The organism is Flavobacterium sp. LC2016-23, from assembly GCF_009674775.1.
Taxonomy (GTDB): Bacteria; Bacteroidota; Bacteroidia; order Flavobacteriales; family Flavobacteriaceae; genus Flavobacterium.
Genome location: NZ_WKKE01000078.1, coordinates 1 through 611, shown reverse-complemented (window position 1 = coordinate 611; position 611 = coordinate 1). Strand labels below are relative to the sequence as shown.

At 41.9% G+C, this 611-nt stretch carries 1 pseudogene; it reads right to left on the bottom strand.

Annotated elements, in window-relative coordinates:
- Window positions 1-611, bottom strand: a pseudogene (locus GJU43_RS22940) (hypothetical protein); the annotation flags it as partial.

Here is a 611-nt window from a genome sequence, read left to right as displayed (position 1 = left end):
GAACCGTAATACACTTTATTGTTTTCCAAAACTGTTGTTAACGGAACTACTGTTGTTCCATCAGCAGAATCATACCACGTAACATCACTTTCGTTCGTTACCAAATCGGCTACCGTTTTATTATCTGTTTTACAGAATTCTTGTGTAGTATGAGCAGTCGTTGGCGTTTGCGGATCACTTAACGTAACCCTTACCGCCAATCTTGTTGGGCTTTCACAGGTTCCAACTTTTAAGGAACCGTAATACACTTTATTGTTTTCCAGAACTGTTGTGGAAGGAATTGCATTTACTCCTGTTGCATCATCATACCACGTCACGCCTGTTTCATCAGTTTTCAGATCAGCTACTGTTTTATTATCCACTTTACAGAATTCCTGCGTGGTTGCTCCTGTTGGCGTTTGAGGATCACTTAGCGTTACCGTTACGGCCAAACGTGTTGGGCTCTCGCAGGTTCCTACCTTTAGCGAACCGTAATACACTTTATTGTTTTCCAAAAGGGTTGTGGAAGGAATTGCGTTTACTCCTGTCGCATCATCATACCACGTCACGCCTGTTTCAGCAGTTTTCAAATCAGCTACTGTTTTATTATCCACTTTACAGAATTCCTGCGT